General features: G+C 71.1%; 12 protein-coding genes. 9 read left to right on the top strand and 3 right to left on the bottom strand.

Annotated features, from left to right (window positions below; genetic code table 11):
- The first annotated feature begins 114 nt into the window (after positions 1–114).
- A complete protein-coding gene (locus tag ITJ61_RS09600; protein ID WP_194686051.1) occupies positions 115–2,220 on the top strand; it encodes a DEAD/DEAH box helicase in 2,106 nt (701 codons plus the stop codon).
- A 114-nt stretch (positions 2,221–2,334) separates the two neighbouring features.
- Positions 2,335–2,670: a hypothetical protein gene (locus tag ITJ61_RS09595; RefSeq protein ID WP_194686050.1), complete on the top strand. Its 336-nt coding sequence runs from the start codon at positions 2,335–2,337 to the stop codon at positions 2,668–2,670.
- Between the two features lie 31 nt (positions 2,671–2,701).
- Here ITJ61_RS09595 and ITJ61_RS09590 read toward each other — a convergent pair whose 3' ends face one another.
- Genes ITJ61_RS09590 through ITJ61_RS09580 form a run of 3 tightly spaced genes read right to left on the bottom strand, consistent with a single transcriptional unit; the run spans position 2,702 to position 5,945 of the window.
- Positions 2,702–3,571: an energy-coupling factor transporter transmembrane component T gene (locus ITJ61_RS09590; RefSeq protein ID WP_194686049.1), complete on the bottom strand. Its 870-nt coding sequence runs from the start codon at positions 3,569–3,571 to the stop codon at positions 2,702–2,704.
- On the bottom strand, positions 3,568–5,385 hold the full coding sequence (locus ITJ61_RS09585) for an ABC transporter ATP-binding protein (RefSeq protein WP_194686048.1): 1,818 nt from the start codon (positions 5,383–5,385) through the stop codon (positions 3,568–3,570). Before ITJ61_RS09585 ends, ITJ61_RS09590 begins: the two co-directional genes overlap by 4 nt.
- A complete protein-coding gene (locus tag ITJ61_RS09580) occupies positions 5,382–5,945 on the bottom strand; it encodes an ECF transporter S component (RefSeq protein ID WP_104240192.1) in 564 nt (187 codons plus the stop codon). The genes ITJ61_RS09585 and ITJ61_RS09580 overlap by 4 nt, the downstream gene beginning before the upstream one ends.
- Before the next feature lie 177 nt (positions 5,946–6,122).
- Here ITJ61_RS09580 and ITJ61_RS09575 point away from each other — a divergent pair, with 177 nt between their 5' ends.
- From ITJ61_RS09575 to ITJ61_RS09545, 7 genes are all read left to right on the top strand, one after another.
- Positions 6,123–6,521 (top strand): BlaI/MecI/CopY family transcriptional regulator, encoded by a 399-nt coding sequence (locus ITJ61_RS09575; RefSeq protein ID WP_104240193.1) that lies wholly within the window; start codon positions 6,123–6,125, stop codon positions 6,519–6,521.
- A 74-nt stretch (positions 6,522–6,595) separates the two neighbouring features.
- The gene (locus tag ITJ61_RS09570; RefSeq protein ID WP_194686047.1) at positions 6,596–7,414 is read left to right on the top strand and encodes a M48 family metalloprotease; all 819 of its coding nucleotides are present in this window, start codon (positions 6,596–6,598) and stop codon (positions 7,412–7,414) included.
- Positions 7,415–7,546: 132 nt separating this feature from the next.
- Positions 7,547–8,029 carry a hypothetical protein gene (locus tag ITJ61_RS09565; RefSeq protein ID WP_104298138.1) on the top strand — a complete coding sequence of 161 codons (483 nt, stop codon included), beginning with the start codon at positions 7,547–7,549 and terminating at the stop codon, positions 8,027–8,029.
- A 46-nt stretch (positions 8,030–8,075) separates the two neighbouring features.
- Positions 8,076–9,530, top strand: a complete 1,455-nt coding sequence (locus tag ITJ61_RS09560; protein ID WP_194686046.1) for a sensor histidine kinase — start codon at positions 8,076–8,078, stop codon at positions 9,528–9,530.
- Between the two features lie 104 nt (positions 9,531–9,634).
- Positions 9,635–10,354: a response regulator gene (locus tag ITJ61_RS09555; protein ID WP_194686045.1), complete on the top strand. Its 720-nt coding sequence runs from the start codon at positions 9,635–9,637 to the stop codon at positions 10,352–10,354.
- Between the two features lie 221 nt (positions 10,355–10,575).
- On the top strand, positions 10,576–11,460 hold the full coding sequence (locus ITJ61_RS09550) for an ABC transporter ATP-binding protein (RefSeq protein WP_194686044.1): 885 nt from the start codon (positions 10,576–10,578) through the stop codon (positions 11,458–11,460).
- Positions 11,457–12,650 (top strand): ABC transporter permease, encoded by a 1,194-nt coding sequence (locus ITJ61_RS09545; RefSeq protein WP_104307778.1) that lies wholly within the window; start codon positions 11,457–11,459, stop codon positions 12,648–12,650. The genes ITJ61_RS09550 and ITJ61_RS09545 overlap by 4 nt, the downstream gene beginning before the upstream one ends.
- The last annotated feature ends 36 nt before the right edge of the window (positions 12,651–12,686 follow it).

The following is a 12,686-nucleotide window of genomic DNA, read 5'->3' as shown; positions in this document are numbered from 1 at the left end:
CCGAACCTGCCCGCGAGTGCCACCCTGGCCAGCCCGCCGATTATCGCGTATCCTGGCAAGTTGGGCATGCGCCGAATTCTGTGTGAGCAGCGTGCCGGACTGGAGAAGGCACACATGCCCAAGCGCAAAGCAAAGGGCGGGTTCAAGCCCGCGAGCAACTACATCCCCAAGGACTCCTCGGGTCGTGGCGAGCGACCGGCGCGTGCCGGTGGCGGCGCTGGCGCCAACGGAAACCCGCGCTGGGCGAGCGAGAGCCGCCGCGACGGTGCCGGCGGAGACGACCGCCGAGGCGGCCGCGACGACCGACGCGGCTCCGGCTCCACGGGCGGCGGCGAGCGCGCCTCGTACCGCGGTGACGATCGCCGAGGCGGCTCGTCGGGTGGCGACGACCGGCGCCCCGGCGCGCGTGCAGGCGGCGATGACCGCCGTGGCGGCTACGGCGGACGCAGCGACGACCGACAGGGTGGCTACGGACGCGCTTCGCGGCCGGCCGCCGGCGATGACCGTCGCGGCACGGGCCGAGGTGCGGGCGCTGACGAGCGGCGGGGTGGCTACCGTGCAGGCGGCGACGACCGCCGCGGCGGCTACGACGGTGCAGGACGGGCCGAGTCCTTCGATCGCTCGCGCGACAGCTCGCGCAGCTCCGACCAGAGCCGTCCCCGCGGCGAAGACCGCTACAGCACTCGCAAGGGGGCAGCATCCGCTCGCGGAGGCGCACCCACCCGCGGTGGAGCTCCCGCCCGTGGCGGCGCTCGCGGTCGCGACGGCCAGTTCTCGGACCGCAACGAGCGCATCGACCGTCACCACCACGACGCGCTGCGCCAGTCGCACGGCCGCCAGCCGGCCGCGGGTTCCCGCGGTGACCGCAGCGCGAAGCACTTCGACCCGACGGCGCCAGGCGCGAACCAGCCGCAGCGCGGGGCCATCCAGGACTACCGCAGTCACAGCCAGTCAGCTGCCGGCCGCGCCCCCTCCCACGACGAGGACCGCGTGCTCGAGCGCCTCGCCCCGACCGCGGTCGGCGCGAAGAACGCCGACGGCCTGAGCTTCGGCGACCTCGGTCTCGACGCGAACATCGTCGACGCGCTGGCCGAACTCGGTGCGCCGAGCCCGTTCCCCATCCAGGCCTCCACGATCCCGGATGCGATCCACGGTCGAGATGTCCTCGGCCGTGGCCGCACGGGCAGCGGCAAGACGATCGCGTTCGGCGCCGCACTCGTGCAGCGCCTCAGCGTGGCCCGCGGACGCGACGCCGACGCGAGCAAGCGCAAGATCGGGCGCGCACCCCGCGCCCTCATCGTCGCGCCCACTCGCGAGCTCGCCCTCCAGATCGACCGGACGATCCAGCCCATCGCCCGCAGCGTCGGCCTCTTCACGACCCAGGTCTACGGCGGCGTGCCGCAGCAGCGGCAGGTCACGGCCCTTGGGCGCGGCGTCGACATCGTCATCGGCACGCCCGGCCGCATCGAGGACCTCGAGCGCCAGGGCTTCCTGCGCCTCGACCAGGTCGAGATCACGGTGCTGGACGAAGCCGACCAGATGTGCGACCTCGGGTTCCTGGAGCCGGTGCAGCGCATCCTCCGCATGACGATGCCGGGTGGTCAGCGACTGCTGTTCTCGGCGACGCTCGACGCCGCCGTGCAGCGGCTCGTCACGGAGTTCCTCAAGAAGCCATCGGTGCACGAGGTGGCCGGTGAGGAAGAGCAGCACACCGACATCGACCACAGCGTGCTCGTCGTCGAACGCGACGACAAGCGTGCCGTGATCGAGCAGCTCGCCGGCTCGGGCGGACGGGTCCTCATCTTCACGAAGACCCGCGTGGCCGCAGAAGGCCTCGCGACCGAGCTCTCGATGGCCGGCGTTCCCGCGGCCGCCCTCCACGGAGACCTCACGCAGGGTCGCCGCACGCACAACCTGCGACTCCTCACGAGCGGCAAGGTCAACGTGCTCGTCGCGACCGACGTCGCCGCGCGAGGCATCCACGTCGACGACATCCGCCTGGTCATCCAGTCGGACATGCCCGAGGAGTACAAGTCGTACCTGCACCGTTCGGGCCGCACGGGCCGCGCGGGTCAGCGCGGCACCGTCGTCACGGTCATCCCGAAGCAGCGCCGTCGCCGGATGTCGGAGCTGCTGGAGCGCGCCGAGATCGAGGCTCCCATGATCCCGGCACGCCCGGGTGGCGCCGAGCTCGACGCCTTCATGGCCTACGCCGACTGACCTGCCGAACGCAGATGACAGATGCCCCTCGGGATGGACGCTGCTCCAGCCCGAGGGGCATCCGTCTTCGCGGCGCACGCGGAACGTTGATGAAGCCCGCGTAGCGTTGCGCGCATGAGCGAACAGCAGGCGAACGACCCGCAGGCGCGGGCAGACCAGGCGAGTGCAGGCGAAGACGTCGCAGCGAACGGCGAAGGCTCTGCCGGCGAGCGTGCGGCGCAGGCGAGCTCGGCTCGCATGAGCACAGATCAGCTCGAGAACGAGCGCGCACACGGCGACGGCAACCTCTTCCCCGACGCCGGCTCGCTCTTCGAGCCGGAGCAAGCCGACACCCCGGAGCAGCTCGAGGCGGAGGTCGAGGAGGCGGAGGCGCACGACACGCGCTTCGCAACCGGCCCGGACGAGTCGGGTGTGGCCGAGAGCAACTTCGGGCAGAACACCGCCGAGTAGCGCGGGCTCTGCTGCGCTTCGGCGCGCGGCGTCAGCTCAGCAGGCTCGGCGCGATGAGCGCGAGGGTCGTGGCCGCCCAGGCGATGGGCAGGAGCACCCAATCGCCCGTATCCGTCTGCAGCACGTGACGCTCGGTGCGTGTCCTTGCGAACCCGAAGGCGCGTGCGTCCATCGACAGGGCAACCCGGTCGGCGTGCCGCAGCGCGCCCGCGAGCAGCGGGATGGCGACGTCCAGCTGGGAGCGCAGCCACGCGATTGGCCCGCGTCCGCGGTCGATGCCGCGCACGCGGCGAGCTGCCCGGATCACGTCGAGTTCCGACTGGAACCTCGGCACGAACCGGAACGCCGCCATCGCCGCGTAGCCGAAGCGGTAGGGCACACGGAGGTGCTGCACCAGGGAGCGCACGAAGTCGTCCCCGGCGGTGGCGATGCCGCCCACGAGCGACAGCAGCACGATCGCGACGAGGCGCAGCGCCGTGCCGAGACCCGTCGCCCAGGCGGCGACCGTGAACGGGCGCCCCACGATCTCGAAGATCGTGGATGCCCCGTCGAGCCCGACCGCCGCGAGCAGGGGAGCGGCACTCGACGTCTCCGCCGCAACGCTCGGGTCGACCCAGACCCCGAGCGTCACCGAGAGCACGGCCAGTACGACGGGAACGCCCACGATCAGCAGCAGTGTGCCGCGTGCCGACAGGCGAGTGCCGCTGAGGATGACCAGCGCGCAGAGCAGGATCAGGAGGGCCGGGCTGAACGCGTCCCGTACGACGAACATCGCGACGATGGCGGGCAGCGTCGCCGCGATCTTCACGAGCGGCGTGCGCCGGTGCAGCCACGGCAGGTGCTCACGACGCGAGCGAGCGACGCTCGGGCGCGAGACGAGGGCGTTCCCGGCGCCACTCACGAGGCGCCGCCGTCGTGGATGTCCGGGTGGCGAGTGAGCGCGGCTTCCAGCTGCGAGACCGACGTGATCTCGCGCAGGTAGGAGTGCCGGTGCACCCCGGCGAGCGCTCGGGGCAGAGGGGGCAGGCCGAGCCCCGCGGCCTCGAGCGCCCCGGAGGCCACGACCCGGTTCACCTCGCCGTGCGCCGCCACCACCCCACCGTCGAGGACAAGCAGGTGCGTGGCGAGCTCCGTGACGAGCTGCAGGTCGTGGGTCGCGAGCACCAGCGTCGCCCCGTCCCGGTGCAGCTCCCGCAGGAGGGCGACGAGCTCTTCCGCACGCGCCCGGTCCTGTCCGAACGTCGGCTCATCCAACACCAGCACGTCGGCACCGTCGAGGAGCGCGGCGGCCACCGTGAGCCTTCGCTTCTGTCCCCCGGAGAGGAGGAAGGGGTGCCGGTCCGCGTGCTCGGCGAGGCCGAAGCGCTCGAGCATTTCGTCGACGCGGGTCTGGGCATCCGCCGCCCCGCGCTCGATCTCGAAGGCGAGCTCGTCGCGCACCGTGTGCGTGAGGAACTGGTGCTCCGGGTTCTGGAAGACGTAGCCGACGCGCGTGCGCAGCGCGCCCGCCCGCATGCGAGCCGTGTCCTGTCCGTCGAGGAGGACCGTGCCGCGCGGTGCCCGGCGGACTCCGGCGAGCGCCTGGAGCAGGCTTGACTTGCCTGCTCCGTTGTGGCCGACGACGGCCGTGATCGAGCCCGGCTGGATGCTCAGGGAGACGGGGCCGAGCACGCGTGTGCGGCCCCGCGTCACCGTGAGCGCACGGGTCTCGAGCCGGGGAGCGGGCTCCCCGGGAGCCCGCTTCCCGGCCAGGCCCGTGATCGGCAGGGCGTCCGACTGCTGCGGCAGCTCGCGCCGATGCGCGCCGCTGCCGCTGGAGTCGGGCAGCAATGCGCGATCCACCCGCTCGAGACGCCGCGCGAGCTCGCTGCCGAGCAGGGGCAGGGGGCCGGGGCCGAGATCCCAGCCCGCCGCCGTGAAGCACGCCGCGGCCTCGTGCGCGACCGGGAACCACACGCCGAGCTCGCGCAGCCGTGCGGCGTTCTGCCCGAAGACCTCGCGTGGTGTGCCGTCGAAGGCGAGCCGCCCCTCGGCGTCGAGGACGATGACGCGCGTCGCGATGGTGAGGGCTTCGTCGAGGTCGTGCTCGATGAGCAGCAGGCCGTGCGTGCCCGCGCGCACGAGCTCGCCGAGGGCGAGGTAGATGGAGTGCTTCGCGGTCTGGTCGAGGTTCGCGGTCGGCTCGTCGAGGACAAGCAGGGGCGAGCCCATGGCGAGGGCGCTCGCGATGGCCAGCCGTTGCCGTCCTCCGCCGGACAGGATGTCTGGGGAGTCCTCGCGGCGGTCCCAGAGGCCGAGCTGGCGGAGCGCCCGCTCGACGCGCTCCTCGATGTCCGGAACGGGCAGTCGCAGGTTCTCCGGGCCGAAGGCGACCTCGTCGAAGACCTGCCCGGTGACGATCTGGGCGTCCGCATCCTGGAACACCATGGCGACCTGCTGGCTGGCGGCCGCGACGCCGAGCTCGGCGACATCGTGCCACCCGGCGCCGGGTTCGGAGTCGGCGAGCAGGACGCGCCCGGTCACCTCGGCTCCCAGCGACTGGGGGATGAGCCCGTTGAGGGCTCTCGCGAGGGTCGACTTCCCGCAGCCGGACGGGCCGAGCAGCAGGACCGCCTCGCCGCGCGAGATCGAGAACGAGACGTCGTGGGGGCGCGCGGCCGAAGCGTCGAAGTGGGTGACGGAGAGGTGCTCGACTCGCAGCAGCGGGGTCGTCACCTGGCTGCTCTGCGGTCTTCGGCGAGGCGCAGGTCGCGGCCGATGCCCGCTCGCTCGAGCTGCTTCGCGAGCCACACCGCGAGCATGGTGCAGAGCGGGGGCGAGATGAAGAAGCTGCCGATGAGCAGCACCGTGCCGAGCACGTCGTACTCGCCGCCACCGAGGATGCGGAACGCGGCCGCGGTCATGATGAGGCCGGCGAAGGCCGCGCCCGCGAGGAACAGCCACGCCTGCCAGCGCCGATACCGGGTGATGAGGAACGGCAGCTCCTGCAGGACGCCGATGCCGACGCCGATGAGGAACGCCCCGAAGGCGATCGGCTGGAACGGGCTCGCGACGAGCCCGGCGAGGGCAGAGGTGATGAGGCCGACCCAAGGCCGACGGAAGAGCGCCTGGGCCAGGGCTCCGGGAATGAAGTAGAGGCCGATCGTGAGCCCGTAGACCAGCGGGAGCAGGTTCGAGACCGCGCCGCCGATGTAGGCGTTGACGGTGAACACCACGCCGCCGGCGACGCCGATCGCGGCACAGCTCATGAGCAGACGAGTGCTGACGGTTCTCATTGGGCTCCACGCCTTCCCTCAGCGGGATACGGTCCCGCTGGGGTCACGGGCTGACCCAAGTCTACAAAATGTAGAGCGAGTCGCGCGACGGGGCTCCGGGCTTGATAGCCTGGGTATTCGCGGATGCCTGGGTGACGTTCCCCACGGCACCTTCGCGACAAGAATTGGAGCAACACAATGCCAGGAACTCGCACTCGAGCGCGGGGTGAGCTCGAACTCGTCGTGCTGCGACTCCTCTGGGCGGCGGCGGAGCCCCTCACGGCGCGCGAGATCCAGGACCGCTTCCCGGGCCGGGTTCCCGCCTCCACGACCATCCTCACCGCCCTCGACCGGCTCAGGGCCAAGGGCGATGTCGCCCGTGTCGGCCACGAGCAGCGGGGCATCCGCTTCGCCGCCACGCAGAGCGAGGCAGAGCACGCCTCCCGGGCCATGCTGAACGCCCTCAAGACGATCGACGGCCGCGAGGCCGCACTGCTGAAGTTCGCCGGCAACCTCGACGCCCGCGACGCCGACCTGCTGCGTGCCGCCCTCCAGCACGCGCCCGCCGCGGCCTCCGAGGCCGCCACGGCGAGCTAGCCGGAGCCGGACTGGCCTTCACCATGGCTCCGAGAGGGCGTTCGGGCATGCCGCCCGAGCGCGAGTGATCTCCGATGTGGATCTTCCCTGCCCTCGTGTGCCTCGCGTTCGCGGTGTTCACGATGCTCGCCGCGCCCTCGCTGCTGACGCGCGGCACCTGGCAGGTGCGACACCCGCAGCTCGCCCTCGGCCTCTGGCACGGCGCAGTCGTCGGCGGGTCGCTCGCCCTGCTCGCGGCCGTCGCCCTCTCTGTCGTCGCGGTGCTCACCTGGGAGCATGACGAGGGAAGCTGGCTGAGCGGATTCGAGATCGCGCTCGCCTCCGTCTTCGCGAGCGCCGGCCTGATCGCGATGTTCGGCTGGGGCTTCATCGTGACGCGCCGGTCGGGCCGCGCCTTCGCCGACGGACGCCGCGCGAACGACGAGCTCCGAGACGCCGCGCGCGTGCTGTCCTACCGGGACGAGCGAATCGGCGGAGCGCTCGTGCGCTTCGTCGACTCGCCAGTGCCCCACGCCCTCGCGGCCGCGGGGCGCGCGCCGGTCGTCATCGTGTCGCGCGGACTCGTCGAGCTGCTGACGCGCGAGCAGCTCGAGGCCGTCGTGGCGCACGAGCGCTGCCATCTGATGCGCTTCCACGCGCTCGCGCAGCGCCTCGCGGAAGTCAACGAGGCCTGCCTGCCGCGGTACGCCGGCGCGAAGAACCTGTCGCGTGCGACGTCGCTGCTCATCGAGCTCATCGCCGACGACGCGGCCGCGAACGAGGCCGGGGCGGATGCCCTCGCCGGGGCGCTCCAGGCGCTCGCGGGCGCAGGCGCCGAGGACGACGTGCTCGTGCAGCGCGCGCGGAGGCTCCGCACTCGGACCACCGGAGCGGCGCCGAGCCTCGACGCCTGAGCTCATCTGGGCAGGGGGCGGCACTCGCTTCACGTTGACCGCTGGTGAAGCTGGACGCGCATCCAGGTGTTCGAATCCGTTCTGTGACGGGACGGAGACGGCCGCGGGGGCTCGACGTGGGAGGCTTGGGTCATGCCTGATTCCACCCCGTTCGAAGAACCACGCCCGGGCTACGACGTCGCGCGCGACGCTGAGCCAGAGCGCGCGCTCACGCCGTCCCGGGTCTCGAGGCTGCGCAAGCTCACGATCCTGCTCGCCGTGATGATCGCAGCCGGCGCGTTCGCCAACTGGCAGCAGGAGGCCGAGTTCCGCTCGGCGAGCGTGCTGAGCTTCGCGGTCATGCTCGTCGTCGTCGTGGTCGGCTACGGTGCGATCTGGAAGCTGCTCGGCTCGCCCAAGCGGAAGCGCGCGGAGGGTGCCCGCACGGCGGGCAGCATCCTGTCGGTCCTTGCCGTCACGGGCCTGCTCCTCACCGGAGTGCTCGCCATCACCGGTGCGAGCCCGACGGGCACGGTGCAGCTGATCGTGGGGCTCGGCACGGGCGTCGTCGGCGCGATCTGGCTGCACGCCGCCTGGCGCCGCCTCCCAGCCGAGCCGACGGGGCTCCTCGACTGATGCGCTCGCGCGCCGGATGTCGGAGGCCCCGCCTACGCTTGGCCACATGATCACGTCAGCACGTGGCAGCGAGCTGTGGCAGCGGCTGCAGGGCATCGATGCCGAGCATCCCGCCGACTGGAAGCGTCCGGGGCCGTCGCCTCGCGCGCTGCGCACCGACATCGTCGTGGCGCTGGTCGCCGTCGCGCTCATGGCCTTCTCGAACTGGGCCGTGCTCGAGCTGCGCAAGGGCGCAGACCCGGCAGAGGTCGGCGCGATCCTCCACGACACCGACCCCGCCTCGGCGCTGGTCGGCATGTTCCTCGTCCCCGCCATGTACGGGGTCGCCATCGCGCTTCGGCGTCGCTTCCCGCTGTGGATGCTCGTGCTCTGCTCGGTTGCGTTCGTCTCGGCATTCGCCTTCACGTACCTCGACACGATCGTCACCCAGATCGGCTACTTCCTGGTGCTCTTCACCGCGGGAGCGTGGAGCAACCAGCGTGCCCTGGTGACGCTGCTCCGCATCGGGATCACGATCGGCATGACCGTGTGGGCGCTCGTCGACTCCCTCACACGCGCCACGCTCGTGTTCACGTTCTCGGATGGGAGCGACAGCGAGAACTGGATCACGAGCGTCTTCGGCGCCTACACCCTGCTCATCAACGTGCTCTACTTCATCGGCGCGTTCTGGTTCGGGAACTCCGACTTCAGGAGGGCTGGCCAGCGGGCGGCGCTCGAGGAGCGCACCCGCGAGCTCGAGGAGTACACGGCGGCGCTCGCCGACGAGCGTCGCCTCGTCGAGGAGCAGGCCATCCGCCTCGACCGCGTCCGCATCGCGCGGGAGCTCCACGACGTGGTCGCACATCACGTCTCGCTCATGGGCCTGCAGGCAGCCGCCGCGCGCCGGACGGCGGAGACCTCGCCGGAGAAGTCCCAGCAGGCGCTCCTCGGCGTCGAGCAGAGCGCGCGAGTCGCGATCGACGAGCTGCACTCGCTGCTGACGACGCTGCGCAGCGCAGACGCTGATGCTGACTCGGAGTCCACCGACGGCGGCCAGCGCGAGAACGACGGTGCCTCCGGCGCGCAATCCGGCGCATCCGCCCCCTCGACGCACACGATCGAGCAGGTGCCAGCGCTCATCGAGGAGCTGCGCGGGGCCGGCATGCGGGTGGAGTTCAGCACCCTCGGCGAGCCTCGGCCGGTGTCGCCCCTGACGGGCATCGCCGTCTACCGGGTGCTGCAGGAATCCCTCACGAACACGCGGAAGCACGCGGGCCCCGATGCCCCCGCCGATGTGCGACTCCGCTACCTCGAGCGCGGCGTCGAGCTCGACGTGACCGACGACGGGCCAACCTCCCTCGCGCATGCCGCGGCGTCGAAGCAAGCGAACGGCTCCGGCGGCCTGGGCCTCGTCGGCATGCGAGAGCGCGCCAGAGCCGCCGGCGGCGACCTCACGACGAGCAAGCGGGGCGGTGGCGGCTTCCGCGTGCTCCTCCGTGTCCCCTACGAGCGGCAGAGCTGACGGCATGCGCCCGTGTCCCAGCACCGATCGGCAAGCTCCCGGTAACCTCGCCCCGATACGGTCACGAGAACGACACCGCTCCGGCGGGTGCCAAAGGAGGCCAAGTGTCTGAGAAGATCCGCGTCGTGCTGGTCGACGATCACCAGCTCGTTCGCATGGGGTTCAAGCTCATTCTCGAGTCGGAACCCGACATCGTCGTCGTCGGCGAGGCGACCGACGGCCGCGAAGCCGTCTCCGTCGTCGCCGAGCTCCGCCCCGACCTCGTCTGCATGGACGTGCAGATGCCGGTCCTCGACGGCATCGCAGCGACCCGCGAGATCATGCAGCTCGGAGGGGCCGTGCCGCGAGTGCTCATGCTGACGACCTTCCGCGACGAGGCCGCCGTCCGCGACTCGCTTCGCGCGGGGGCCAGCGGCTTCGTGCTCAAGAACTCCCCGCCGGAGACCCTGGTGGAGGCGGTGCGGGTCGTGCACTCCGGTGACGCGCTGCTCGACCCCCAGGTGACTCGCGGCGTGATCGCCGGCATGCTGCAGGACCCCGCGGAGGGAGCGCCGTCCCAGCCTGCGGACGCGCTCCAGGCCGCGCCCGTCTCGCAGTCCGCTGCCCAGCATCCCACTCTCGCGAGCCTCACCGACCGGGAGGGGGAGGTGCTCGCCCTCATCGCGGAGGGCCTCAGCAACGCGGACATCGCGCAGCGGCTCTTCGTGTCCGAGGCCACCGTGAAGACGCACGTCTCGAACCTGCTCGCGAAGATCGGCGTGCGCGACCGCATCCACGCGGTGATCTTCGCGTACAACGTGGGAGTCGTCGCCCCCGTCGAGTAGCGGCCGGGTGCGCGAGGCCGGGTGCGTGGCATCGCGCAGCCGGGCCCGGCGGTTCCGTCGTGGTCGGCACCTCCTCACCCGAGCGGATGAACGCCGAGCGAGGGCAGTTCCGTCGCGCGGCCGATCCCTCCTCTGACCGATCTCCGTAGCGTTTCCATCAGGCCCAGAGGTGGACGGGCGCAGAGACGGTGCGGCGGACGTCGCGCGAGACAGGAGGGGTGATGCTCGAGATCCAGAACATCTCCAAGACCTACGGAGACCGCAAGGTGCTCGACGACGTGAGCTTCACGGTCGAGCCTGGCAAGCTCACGGGCTTCGTCGGCGGCAACGGGGCGGGGAAGACCACGACGATGCGCACGATCCTCGGCGTCGTCAAGCCGGACTCGGGCGTCGTCACGATCAGCGGCAGGCCCGTCGCCGTCACCGACCGTGCCCGCTTCGGGTACATGCCAGAGGAGCGCGGCCTCTACCCGAAGATGAAGGTCAAGGAGCAGGTCACGTACTTCGCGGAGCTGCACGGCCTGAGCGCCAGGGAGGCGGCGAGCAACGCGGACCGTTTCCTGGAGGATCTGGGTCTCACGGAGCGGGCGGGCGACAACGTCGAAGACCTCTCGCTGGGCAACCAGCAGCGCGCGCAGATCGCGGCGTCCCTCGCGCATGAGCCCGAGATCCTCATCCTCGACGAGCCGTTCTCAGGACTCGACCCGCTTGCCGTCGAGGTGGTCCTCGAGACGCTGCAGGGTTTCGCGGCTCGCGGAGTGCCCGTGCTCTTCTCGAGCCACCAGCTCGACGTGGTGGAGCGACTCAGCGACAACCTCGTCATCATCTCGGGTGGCGCCATCAGGGCGAGCGGCGACCGGAACGAGCTGCAGGAGCGGCACTCCGAGGGCATGCACCGGATCTCGCTCGCGGGCGACGCCGGCTGGCTGCGCGACGAGCCGGGCATCACGGTGCTCGAGTTCGACCGAGGGGACGCGATCTTCGTCGCCGACTCCGGCGAGACCGCGCAGCGCATTCTCCGCAACGCACTCGACCGGGGCCCCGTCTTCGGCTTCGGCCGCCACATCGTGAAGCTCTCCGACATCTACCGGGAGGTCGTCGCATGACAACAACACAGGACACCAAGGCACCGCAGCGGGGCGACTCCACGCCGCCGCGACAGTTCGGCCTGAGCTCGGCGAAGGGCATCCAGCTCATCGCGAAGCGCGAGATCCTCGTGCAGGCACGCTCGCGCGCCCAGCAGATCTCGTTCCTCGTCACGCTGCTGCTCGTCGCGGGCGGCATCGTCGCCGTCGCGCTCTTCGGTGACGCCATCGGGGGCGGTGCGACCAAGGTGGCGACGGTCTCGGGAACGCAGTCCGTGGCCGCCGCGGCCGGACTCGAGACGACGGAGGTCGCATCAGCTGAGGAGGCGGCCCGACTCGTGACGGACGGCGATGTGGAGTACGCGGTGCTGACGCCGACGGATGCGCGCAGCCTCGAGCTCTTCACGGGCGACGGGCAGCCGGCAGGCGACCTCGGCGACGGGGCCTTCGTGCTCGTCGGTCTCGACGGCGTTCCGACCGAGGACTCCATGGCGCTCGCCCAGGTACCGGCGTCGTTCTCGCTGCAGGCGCCCGAGGTGAACCCCGCGCTCGGCTACATCATGGCCGTCGCGTTCGGCGTGCTCTACTTCATGGCCGCCATGGGCTACGCCTACACGATCGCGCAGAGCGTCGTCGAGGAGAAGCAGTCGCGCATCGTGGAGATCCTGCTCTCGACGGTCACGCCCCGCGTCATCATGGCGGGCAAGGTCATCGGCAACAGCGTGCTCGCGCTCATCCAGGTCGCCGCGATCCTGGCAGCTGCGGCGATAGCGCTCGCCGCGACGGGGCAGGGCGCGCTGTTCTCGCTCATCGGGCCCGGCTTCATCTGGTTCCTCGTGCTGTTCGTGTTCGGGTTCGTGCTCATCGCGACCCTCTACGCCGGCGCCTCCGCGATGGTCTCGAGGCAGGAGGAGGTGGGCAGCGTCACGACACCGCTCATGATGCTCATGCTCATCCCGTACATGCTCGTGATCCTGTTCAACAGCAACGCGCTGCTCATGACGATCCTCAGCTACATCCCCTTCTCGGCGACCATCGCGATGCCGCTCCGGGTGGTGCTCGGCCAGGCTGAGTGGTGGGAGCCGATCCTGGCGCTCGTGATCCTCATTGCGACGAGCGCCGTGTCGATCATGATCGGTGCCCGGATCTACGAGAACTCGATCCTGCGCATCGGTGGGCGCGTGAAGCTCAGCGACGCCCTCAAGGGGTAGCCGCGGTCTGAATCGCACCGGTTTCACCGACATCTC

Origin of the sequence: Pseudoclavibacter sp. VKM Ac-2888 (genome assembly GCF_015351285.1) — a bacterium.
Lineage (GTDB): Bacteria > Actinomycetota > Actinomycetes > Actinomycetales > Microbacteriaceae > Pseudoclavibacter.
Note: the sequence above shows the minus strand (reverse complement) of the source record. Positions and strands in the feature narration are given on the sequence as shown.

Bases quoted from the DNA above. Each gene is read 5' to 3' on its own strand.
- ITJ61_RS09570 (WP_194686047.1), top strand. From the start codon at position 6,596: ATGTGGATCTTCCCTGCCCTCGTGTGCCTCGCGTTCGCGGTGTTCACG.
- ITJ61_RS09550 (WP_194686044.1), top strand. From the start codon at position 10,576: ATGCTCGAGATCCAGAACATCTCCAAGACCTACGGAGACCGCAAGGTG.
- ITJ61_RS09600 (WP_194686051.1), top strand. From the start codon at position 115: ATGCCCAAGCGCAAAGCAAAGGGCGGGTTCAAGCCCGCGAGCAACTAC.
- ITJ61_RS09575 (WP_104240193.1), top strand. From the start codon at position 6,123: ATGCCAGGAACTCGCACTCGAGCGCGGGGTGAGCTCGAACTCGTCGTG.
- ITJ61_RS09595 (WP_194686050.1), top strand. From the start codon at position 2,335: ATGAGCGAACAGCAGGCGAACGACCCGCAGGCGCGGGCAGACCAGGCG.
- ITJ61_RS09580 (WP_104240192.1), bottom strand. From the start codon at position 5,945: ATGAGAACCGTCAGCACTCGTCTGCTCATGAGCTGTGCCGCGATCGGC.
- ITJ61_RS09545 (WP_104307778.1), top strand. From the start codon at position 11,457: ATGACAACAACACAGGACACCAAGGCACCGCAGCGGGGCGACTCCACG.
- ITJ61_RS09565 (WP_104298138.1), top strand. From the start codon at position 7,547: ATGCCTGATTCCACCCCGTTCGAAGAACCACGCCCGGGCTACGACGTC.
- ITJ61_RS09560 (WP_194686046.1), top strand. From the start codon at position 8,076: ATGATCACGTCAGCACGTGGCAGCGAGCTGTGGCAGCGGCTGCAGGGC.